Source organism: Mesorhizobium sp. M7A.F.Ca.AU.002.02.1.1 (genome assembly GCF_003998535.1).
Lineage (GTDB): Bacteria > Pseudomonadota > Alphaproteobacteria > Rhizobiales > Rhizobiaceae > Mesorhizobium > Mesorhizobium ciceri.
The window spans coordinates 1-8,993 of record NZ_RZPB01000186.1 but is presented as its reverse complement, the minus strand read 5'-3'; the positions used below and the strand labels follow the sequence as shown (position 1 = coordinate 8,993).

10 protein-coding genes and 1 pseudogene are annotated in these 8,993 nt (G+C 62.9%); 1 reads left to right on the top strand and 10 read right to left on the bottom strand.

Features of this window, described 5'->3' with window-relative positions; genetic code table 11:
• Positions 1–993 (bottom strand): ATP-binding cassette domain-containing protein (locus EN879_RS13935; protein ID WP_127274099.1); only part of this gene is annotated, 993 nt, incomplete at its 3' end.
• Positions 994–1,069: 76 nt separating this feature from the next.
• The gene (locus EN879_RS13930; protein WP_063168892.1) at positions 1,070–2,098 is read right to left on the bottom strand and encodes a BMP family protein; all 1,029 of its coding nucleotides are present in this window, start codon (positions 2,096–2,098) and stop codon (positions 1,070–1,072) included.
• 100 nt (positions 2,099–2,198) lie between these two features.
• Here EN879_RS13930 and EN879_RS13925 point away from each other — a divergent pair, with 100 nt between their 5' ends.
• Positions 2,199–2,624: a hypothetical protein gene (locus EN879_RS13925; protein ID WP_063168893.1), complete on the top strand. Its 426-nt coding sequence runs from the start codon at positions 2,199–2,201 to the stop codon at positions 2,622–2,624.
• Between the two features lie 38 nt (positions 2,625–2,662).
• On the opposite strand, the gene EN879_RS13920 is transcribed toward EN879_RS13925, so the two are convergent.
• The 8 genes and pseudogenes from EN879_RS13920 to EN879_RS13885 all read right to left on the bottom strand — a co-directional run.
• Positions 2,663–3,673 carry an ABC transporter substrate-binding protein gene (locus EN879_RS13920; protein WP_127274098.1) on the bottom strand — a complete coding sequence of 337 codons (1,011 nt, stop codon included), beginning with the start codon at positions 3,671–3,673 and terminating at the stop codon, positions 2,663–2,665.
• A 38-nt stretch (positions 3,674–3,711) separates the two neighbouring features.
• Positions 3,712–4,527 (bottom strand): ABC transporter permease, encoded by an 816-nt coding sequence (locus EN879_RS13915; protein ID WP_013529864.1) that lies wholly within the window; start codon positions 4,525–4,527, stop codon positions 3,712–3,714.
• A complete protein-coding gene (locus tag EN879_RS13910; RefSeq protein ID WP_013529863.1) occupies positions 4,524–5,354 on the bottom strand; it encodes an ABC transporter ATP-binding protein in 831 nt (276 codons plus the stop codon). Before EN879_RS13910 ends, EN879_RS13915 begins: the two co-directional genes overlap by 4 nt.
• Before the next feature lie 130 nt (positions 5,355–5,484).
• Positions 5,485–6,414 carry a 5-formyl-3-hydroxy-2-methylpyridine 4-carboxylate 5-dehydrogenase gene (gene fhmpcd1, locus EN879_RS13905; protein WP_024505124.1) on the bottom strand — a complete coding sequence of 310 codons (930 nt, stop codon included), beginning with the start codon at positions 6,412–6,414 and terminating at the stop codon, positions 5,485–5,487.
• Positions 6,414–7,034: a glutathione S-transferase family protein gene (locus EN879_RS13900; RefSeq protein ID WP_013529861.1), complete on the bottom strand. Its 621-nt coding sequence runs from the start codon at positions 7,032–7,034 to the stop codon at positions 6,414–6,416. The genes fhmpcd1 and EN879_RS13900 overlap by 1 nt, the downstream gene beginning before the upstream one ends.
• 26 nt (positions 7,035–7,060) lie before the next feature.
• On the bottom strand, positions 7,061–7,471 hold the full coding sequence (locus EN879_RS13895) for a RidA family protein (RefSeq protein ID WP_013529860.1): 411 nt from the start codon (positions 7,469–7,471) through the stop codon (positions 7,061–7,063).
• 6 nt (positions 7,472–7,477) lie between these two features.
• Entirely contained in the window at positions 7,478–8,635 is a 1,158-nt protein-coding gene (locus EN879_RS13890; protein WP_013529859.1) for a hypothetical protein, read from the bottom strand.
• A gap of 55 nt (positions 8,636–8,690) precedes the next feature.
• Positions 8,691–8,993 (bottom strand): annotated as a pseudogene (locus EN879_RS13885) (gentisate 1,2-dioxygenase); the annotation flags it as partial.

The following is an 8,993-nucleotide window of genomic DNA, read 5'->3' as shown; positions in this document are numbered from 1 at the left end:
GCTTGTGGCTGTACGCTGGCCGGCCAGCGCTTCCGCCAGCTGCTTCTGGCCGTTGCCGTCGATGCCGGCTATGCCGAGGATCTCGCCCGGGCGGATGTCGAAGGAGATCGACGACAGGCCCGGCGCATTGTCCGTCGCCGCTACCGCCAGGTCCGTCACCTGAAGCAGCGGGGCAGCGCCGGCGCGGGCAGTGCGGACAGGACGCTCGACGGCTTCCGGGTCATCCTTCTGCTTGCCGAACATCAATTCCACGATCTCCGAGACGATCTCCTGTTCGCCCAGCGTGCGAAACCGCTCGGGTGGAATCTCGCCGACCTTGCGGCCAAGCTTCAGCACCGAGATGCGGTCGCCGAAGGCAGCCGCCTCCTTGAGCTTGTGGGTGATGAAGACGATCGCAAGGCCCTGCTCGACAAGGCGGCGCATCAGCGCGCCCAGTTCGTCGATACCTTTCGGCGTCAGCATGGAGGTGGACTCGTCAAGGATGAGCAGCCGGCTGTTGCGCAGCATCGCGCGCAGGATCTCGACCTGCTGCTGCTCGCCGAGCGACAACTCCGATACCTTGGCTTGAAGCTTGACGGTGATGCCGAGCGTGCCGGTGATCTCGGCGACGCGCGCCGCCAGTTCCTCGGTCCTGGGGCGCTGCCACCACGGCCCGCCAAGCAGGAGGTTCTCCGCCACCGTCAGCGTCGGCACCAGCATCATGTGCTGGAATACGGTGCCTATGCCGAGTGCCAGCGCATGGCGTGGCGAGGTGATCGGCGTCGGTTTGCCGTCGACCAGTATGCGTCCTTCGTCAGGCTGCTGCAGGCCGGACAACATGCCGATCAATGTCGATTTTCCAGCGCCGTTCTCGCCCAGCAGCACATGCACTTCGCCCGGGCGGATCGACAGGTCGACGCTGTCATTGGCAACGATGCCGGGGAACCGTTTGGTCACGCCTTCAAGCGCGACGATGTCGCGCCCGGCAACGGACGATGAAGAAAAACCGCTCATGAAGCCCAGCACCAAAAAACAGGAATCGTCCGGAGGGGTGAACGGATCACCCCTCCGGCAGCCGACCATGATCGCCTTACTGGGCGACGCTGGTCATCAGTGCCCTTACGGCGGCCGCGTCATAGACCGGCTCGACCTTGATCTTGCCGGAAATGACGTCCTCGCGCAGCGCCTGGATTTCCGTCCAGACATTGTCCGGGATCGCAGCGGTCTTCAGCAACTTGACCGAGTCGTCCTTGAGGCCGATCGTATAGTGTTTGGTGCCGAACGTGTCCGCCTTCAGGTCGGCAATCATCGCCGCATAGACCGGCTCGATATTCCACACCACCGACGACAGCAGGAAGCCCTTGTCGATCGGTGACTTGTCGCCGATGACGTCGATGAAATAGACCTTGCCGCCATCGGCTGCCTTGGTCGTCTCGACCGCCTGCAGCATGCCGAAGCTCGAACCGTTGCCTTGGCCGAAGATGATGTCGGCGCCCGATGCGATCACGCTTTCGGTGACGCGCTTGCCGCCGGCCGCATCGCTGTAGGCGGCCGGGCCGATCACCGCGTAGGTGATCTTGACGTCCGGGTTCTCCGCCTTCACGCCTTGCGCGAACGCCGCCGACTGCGAATTCCACGATGGCGGTTCGCCCGACACCACGATGCCGACCGACTTGGAACGCGACACCTTGGCGGCGAGACGGCCGGCGAGATAGGCGCCCTCGTGGCCGCTCAGCGTATAGTCGGCGACAAGGCCCTTCTCCAGGCCGGCTGGCGTGTCGACGATTGCCACCGGAACTTTCAATTCCTTGGCGATTTCAGGCGCCGAGGTGTTGTAGCCGCTGGCATGCGCGATCAGCAGGCTGGCGCCGTCGGAGGCAAGTTCCCGCAAGGTCGGGCGAACATCGCCATAGCCGAGGCCCTGGGCCACGACCACTTCGACGCCGGCGGCCTTGCCAGCCGCCTTGGCGGCATCGATGCCTTGCTGGTTCCAGCCGTAGTCCGTGCCTTCTTCGGGCGTCAGGATGGCGATCGACTTGACCTCGCCGGCAAGCGCGCCGCTAATCAAGACACCGACTAATATAACTGCACTTACACTGCTCTTAAGAAGCTTTAACATGTTACCCTCTCTGTTGTTTCACCAATCAATATTCTTATTGTTATTGCGCGAAAGCGAGATAGACTGCCTAGGAAAAATTACATTGTGGAGCTCAGGCAAAGTGAAGATCCGTTATGCCCTTCCGGTGATGCTGGCGTTATCGTCCTTCGCCAACGCGGTTGAGTTGCACCATGTCGTCGTCCGCACCGGCACTGACGGGCTCGACATGGTTCCGTTGACGATTTCGAATGCGGGCAGCGAAGGCCTCTCCTGCAACGCCGACTTCGCCCACTGGTATTCGGCCGGGATCGCAACGATCGAGCCGGGCAAGAAGACCCGCGTCGAGCTCTGGTTCGATGCGAAGACCGGCACGTTCACGATCCTCAACGACAAGCGCGAGAACCTGCCCGTCGAGCGGCTGTGGTGCGGTCTGGCGAGCCGAGCATATGCCACCCGCGTGCAGATCACGCTCGACCGCACCGATGCGGCGAAAGGCGAGCGCGATGTGTCCTGCGCCATGGCGCAGGACAGCCTGGCCTGCCGGTAGGCGCTCATTCCCGCGTCCGTTCGAACATCGCGAGCCTCTTATTCCTTTGCCAGGAACGCGTCGGTGAAGACGTCGTCCGCCGACAGAGCCGCCTTGAGCACGCCCTGGTCCGTCAGCGTCTTTAGGGTCTCCTCCCACTGCGTCTTCGTCATCCAGCCGAGACCGTGTTCCTTGGTGTCCGGGCTGGTGAACGTCGAGGCGATGTCGGCATTGATCTGCGCCAGCAGTACGTCCTTCTTGTCCGCATAGCCGGGCGCTGCCTTGGCGGTGATCTCGGCGGCCTCTTCCGGATGAGCCACGACATAGTCGAAGGCCTCCCTATATGCCTTGACGAAGCGGCGCACGACGTCCGGCTTGTCCTTGATCATCGCCTGCGAGGTGAACAGGCCGGAGCCATAGGCTTTCCACCCATAGTCCGCCCCCATCATGATGCTGAGCGAGCCCGGGCCCCCGGCCTTCGCTTCCAGTTCGGGAACCTCCGCATCGATATAGCCGACGACCGTCTGAACCCGGCCAAGCAGCAAATAGCTTTCATAGGGAGGCGAGACGCTGTTCAGCGTCATGTCCTTTTCGGTCAGGCCATTGGCGGCCAGGAAGCCTTTGAAGAAGATGTAGGTGGAACCGGCCGGATGAATGCCGATGGTCAGTCCCTTGAGGTCGGACGGCTTGGTGAGCTTCAGCGTCTTGGCCAGCGAAATGATCCCCAGCGGCGAGTGCTGATTGACGGCTGCCAGCGCCACGACCGGGACATTCTGCGACCGTGCGACGGCAAGCGTGGGAAGATCGCCGAACCCGAAATCCGCGTTCTCATTGCCCACCAGCCGCATCGCGTCCGGCGAGCCGGATCCCTTGCGGATCTCGGCCACATCGATGTCGTTCTTGGCGAAGCAGCCCTTTTCCTTGCCGACGAAGAACATGGCGTGATTGCCGCGCACGACCCAGTCGAGCTGGACGTTGACCTTGTCCGCCGCCAGAGCCGCGCTGGAGAAGCCGAGTGCCGTGACAAACGCCGCGAAGGTAGCGGCCTTGATAAGTGAGCGTCTCAGCATTTTTGTTCCCTTTTATGAATTTGGTTGATCGAGCGGGCCTAGGATTGGCTGAATTTCGGCGCCCACGGCACCACGATGCGTTCTAGGATTTCGGCGGCGTAGTAGAAGGCGATGCCAAGCACGGAAACGAGCAGCAGCGCTGCGAAGACCAGCGCCGTGTCGAGCTGGGTCGACGCGAACTGGATGACGTAGCCGAGACCGTCCGACGCCCCGGCGAACTCACCGACGATGGCGCCGATCACGCTCAACGTGGCGGCGATCTTGGTTCCGGCCATCAGGTTCGGCAGCGAGTGCGGAACGCGGATCCTGAACAGGATCTGCGTCGGGCTGGCCCCGACGGAATTCATCAGCGACAGCAGCGAGCGGTCGACCGATTGCATGCCCGCCAGCATGGAGAGCGTCACCGGAAAGAAGGCGATGACCAGGATCAGGCCGATCTTGGGCGCCAGCCCATAGCCGAACCAGAGGATGAAGATCGGCGCGAGGGCGACTTTCGGCACGTTCTGGAACAGCACCACCAGTGGATACAGCGCGCGTCCCAACCAATCGAAGCGCACGATGACCAGCGCAATGGCAATGCCGACCACGACCGAGACCAGGAAGCCGAACAGGATCTCGCCCGCCGTCACCAGCGTCGCCTGCATCAGCGTGCCCCATTGCGCCACCAGCGACTTCGCGATTTCGGACGGGGCGGGAATGATGAAGGCGGATATGGCAAAGATCCGCACCGCGGCTTCCCACAGCACGATCGTCACCAGCAGGAGGATGACAGCCGGCAGCCAGCTGCCGGTCGCCGCACTCCAGCTGGAGGCGAGGCGCGGCTCGGAAAGGTCGATTATGGGTTGGTCGCTCAAGACGCGCCTCCCGGTTGATGGCTGGAGCGCAGCATCGTTCGCAACTGGACCACCAGCCTGACGAACTCCGGATCTTCGGTGACCGACAGGTCGCGCGGGTAAGGCAGCGCAATGTCGAGGCTCTCGGTGATCCGTCCCGGCTTGATCCCCAGCACATGAACATGGCGCGACAGATGGATGGCCTCGTCGATGGAATGGGTGACGAGCACGATCGTCTTGCCGGTCCGCTGCCAGATCTCCAGCAGCGACTGGCCCATCGAATCGCGGGTGATGGCATCGAGCGCGCCGAACGGTTCGTCCATCAGCAGGACCGCCGGATCGAGCGCCAGGGCCCGTGCAATGGCGACCCGCTGCCGCATGCCGCCCGACAGCTCGTTTGGCCGCTTGTGGGCGCTGTCGCCCAGCCCCACCAGTTCCAGCATCTCCTGCCCGCGCGCCCGCAGATCCGAGCGCGAGAGCGACTTGTCGGCGATGCCGAGCAGCATCGAGGCATTGTCGACGGCGTTTTTCCAGGGGAGCAGGTTGGCGTCCTGGAAGACGAGGCCGATCATCCGCTTGCGCGCCGCCTCGACCGGCGCGAGCCCGGCGATCGAAACGCTGCCCTGGGTAGGCTGCACCAGCCCGGCCAGCACCTTGAGCAAGGTGCTCTTGCCACATCCGGAAGGACCGATAAGGGAAACGAATGATCCCTTTGGCACCGAAAGATCGATGTTCCTGAGGATCAGCTGACGGGCCATGACCACCGAAACGCCCTTGGCGGAGATTAGATCGTCATGGCGGATATGGGCCGGCCTGTCGCCGGCGGCTCGGATGGTTTCAATGCGCATGGCTTGTCGCCCCGCGCGCTGTTTTCTGCCGCACCCGCACCATCTTGATGGCGAAGGCGCCCTTCACACAAACAGCCGACCGGTGGAACTCCTCAAACCGGCTGGCCCTGTGCGCACCATGTGACATTGGCTACTCCCGGCCTTCCAGGATGCGCCGCACCGCGACGAGCTTGCGCGCCCGTTCACCTTGCAGCGCCTTTGTCTGCTCGGGCGTGTAGGCAAACATGCCCTCGCCCGACTTGATGCCGAATTTCGACGCAGCCGTCTTCTCCAGAACCATCGGCGCCACATCGTCGCGGTTGGAGAGATCGGCATTCAGGAAGGACGAGACGGATTTGTAGATATCCAGCCCCGCCATATCGAGCAGCGCCATCGGGCCGATGACGGCGATCTTGTAGCCGATGCCCCACGACACGCAGGTGTCCAGGTCTTCCGGCTCGATGACGCCGCGCTCGACAAGATCGACCGCCTCGCGCAGCAGCGCATAGAGCACGCGGTTCTCGACGAAGCCTGGAACGTCCTTCTTCACCACCACCGGCAGCAGGCCGATCGAGCGGATGAGATCGCGGATAACAGCCACGGTTTCAGGCGCGGTCTTCTCGCCGCCGATCACCTCGATCATCGGGATGATGTGCGGCGGGTTCGACCAGTGCATGCCGACCATCCGCTCGGGATGCGAGATATGCGCCTGCAGCTTGGTGATCGGAATGCCCGACGTGTCGGACGCGACGATGACGGACGGGCCGATCAGCGGATCGATGTCACGATAGGTCTGCGCCTTGATGTCGATATTCTCGGGCACGTTCTCGATCACCAGTTCGGCGCCATCGACGGCCTCGGCGATCGTCTCGACGAAACGCACTTTGCCGGCACCAGTCCCGGGCGCCTCGATGTCGAGACGGTCGAGCACGCCGCCGGCAAGATCGAGCATGCCGCGGGCGCGCTCGATTGCCCCTGGCGAAACGTCATACGCCGTCACATCGAGCCCGCCGCGCGAAAGCCGCGCGGCGATGCCTGGACCCATCGTTCCCAGTCCGATGAGAGCGGCGCGCTTGATCATCATGCGGCCTTTGCGGGAGCAGCAGTGGTTGCCGCCTTGAAGGCCGGCCGAGCGGCGATCGCGGCCACCCAGCGCTCCAGATTGGGCATTGACGGCCGGTCGATCTTGAAGTCGACGCAGCGCTTCAGGATCGGCGCGCAGGCAATGTCGGCAAGGGTCAGCTTGCCGAGCGCCAGGAAGTCCTTGCCGGCCAGGTGGCCGTCGACGATCTTGAGCTGCGCGACAAGGTCCTTCACTTGTTCCTTGTATTCGGCGGTCTGTTCCTCGGGCGTGAGCTTGGCGCCCTTGAAGGCCGCCAGGTAGCCCGGATTGACTGCCGCCAGCAGGAAGTCCATCCAGCGCTCGACCTCGGTCTTTTCCGCCGGCGTGGCGCCATTCAACTGTTCGCCGCCGAATGCCGCGAGATAGCGCAGGATGGTGTTGGACTCCCAGATCACGGTGTCGCCGTCGACCAGCGTCGGCACCTTGGAGGTCGGGTTGAGCGCCTTGTATTCCGCCGTCTGCGTGTTCTCGAACTGGCGGCCATAATCCTCGCGCTTGTAGGACGCTCCCAACTCTTCGAGCATGAAGAGCACCTTCTGGACGTTGCCTGATGTCTGGCGGCCTAACAGCTTGTACATGTCTTCTCCTCGCTAGTGTCCAGGGCCTACTTGCTCGCCGGCAGCGGCTTGTAGACGATGGCGTCCATTTCGATCTTGGTGTTGATGACCGCTTTTGCCTCGACGGTCGTGCGCGCCAGAACGGCGTCGCCGATCCCTTCGAGGAACGCCTTGTTGTAGCGGCCGAAATCGCGCGTATCCTCGAGATAGGTGGTGATCCGCACGACATCCGACAGCGTCGCGCCTTCATGCGCGATGACGCGCGCGATGGTCTTCAGCGTCGCCAGCGTCTCTTCTTCGATCGTGCCGCTGATCATGTTGTTATTCTCGTCTTTCGGCACCTGGCCCGAGACGAAGATGAAATCGCCGGCACGCACCGCCGGATGAAACGGCAGGTTCGGGTTCTTGTTGCCGATGGCGTAGTGGCTGGCGGATTTTCGCGTGCTGTCGCTCAACATATCCCCCTAGAGAACGCTGGTTTCGATGATGTCGACGCCGCGGATGCGATCGATCAGGTAGACGATGCCGCGGTCGTCGATGGTCACGTCGTTGGACGAGGAACGCTCCGCGCCCTCCGGCGCGTCGGGCATGAAATGACCGACTTCCTTTGGCGCGAACGGATCGGCGATGTCGACGAGGCGCAGCCCCTGCGCGAACCACGCAAACGGAATGACGGTTCCATTGAACCGCTCGGAAGGCTGATGGCAGCCGGTCATCTGAGGCTGCGGTGAACCGTCCGTGTCGAGGCCTGGCACCTGGAAGGTCGAGATCGGCAACGGGTTGGTCTCATCAGTGATGTCGTAAATCCAGGTGAAGGCCGGCGGCGATGGCCGAAGCTTGGCGACATCCTCGTCCGCCACCACCATGATGTTGCGGCCTTTGAGCGGCTGTGGAATCGGCAGGCAGGTGTGCGTGGGATGCGGAAAGCTCGGGCTCGAATTGACGTGCGAGACCAGCTTCGGCTTGGTGATGTCCGAAATGTCGAGGATGAACAAGCCATGATGCCAGTAGCTGACATAGAGCCTGTCGCCCATTCGCAGCGGATGGTGACAGCGCGGCGTGACATAGTCGTGCCAAGGATACTCTTCGCCGCCCCCGGTCCACTGGCCCGGTATCCACCAGCGTCCGACCTCGACCGGCTTCGCGGGATCGATCAGGTCGAGGATCATCACGATGTTGCCGACATAACCGTCGGCGGTCGGCGATATGTAGGCGTAACGGCCGTCGAAGTCGTAGCGGTGGACGCCCTTGCCGCCGGTTATCCATTTCGAGATGAGCTTCGGCTGTGCCGGCTTGGTGGTGTCGTAGAGCGCCAGTCCGCCGCCGAAATCAGCCGGGCCGGCGTCGCCAAAGCGCTCGTGGTTGATGATCATCAGTCCGTCCTTGGCGCGCACCTTGTGCGAGTGCCAACCGGGCGGGACATCGATCGTCGTAATTTTGCGCGGATTGCGCGGGTCGGAAATGTCGACCAGCGTCGTGCCGCTCGGCGGCCGCATGTGGCCGATATAAAGGATGTTGCCGTCGACCCAGACCTGACCGCCGCCTGGGCAGTCGACATGGCCGATCTGCTTTGTGTTGAACGCCGAAACCAAATGCATACGCCCTTGCTGCTGAAATTCCATTTCGATGTCCACGCCGCCAATGGCGGCGTGGACATTGCCTGCCGGAGGACCGGAACTAGACGAGACGGAGCAGATCGCCGGCCTGGTTGCGGCCCCAGCGCTTGTAGAGGAGCAGCGCCTTCTGCGTCGGCGCATCGGTGGCGCCGAAGAAGATCACCGGCTCGCTCGACGAGCCGTTGACATGCTCGACCCAGGAACCGCCGGGTATGGCGATGGTGTCGAACTGGTTCCAGTCATAGCGTTTGCCGTCGATGATCGAATGGCCGTTGCCGCGGAACGGCGCCAAGAGCAGGCTGGCGGTCTCGCGCTGCGGCAAGGTCTTCTCGCCGGGGCGCAGCATCTGCACGTAGAAATTGAT

Coding starts and splice junctions, on each gene's coding strand:
- EN879_RS13930 (WP_063168892.1), bottom strand. CDS start 2,098: ATGTTAAAGCTTCTTAAGAGCAGTGTAAGTGCAGTTATATTAGTCGGT.
- EN879_RS13920 (WP_127274098.1), bottom strand. CDS start 3,673: ATGCTGAGACGCTCACTTATCAAGGCCGCTACCTTCGCGGCGTTTGTC.
- EN879_RS13910 (WP_013529863.1), bottom strand. CDS start 5,354: ATGCGCATTGAAACCATCCGAGCCGCCGGCGACAGGCCGGCCCATATC.
- fhmpcd1 (WP_024505124.1), bottom strand. CDS start 6,414: ATGATCAAGCGCGCCGCTCTCATCGGACTGGGAACGATGGGTCCAGGC.
- EN879_RS13900 (WP_013529861.1), bottom strand. CDS start 7,034: ATGTACAAGCTGTTAGGCCGCCAGACATCAGGCAACGTCCAGAAGGTG.
- EN879_RS13895 (WP_013529860.1), bottom strand. CDS start 7,471: ATGTTGAGCGACAGCACGCGAAAATCCGCCAGCCACTACGCCATCGGC.
- EN879_RS13890 (WP_013529859.1), bottom strand. CDS start 8,635: ATGGAATTTCAGCAGCAAGGGCGTATGCATTTGGTTTCGGCGTTCAAC.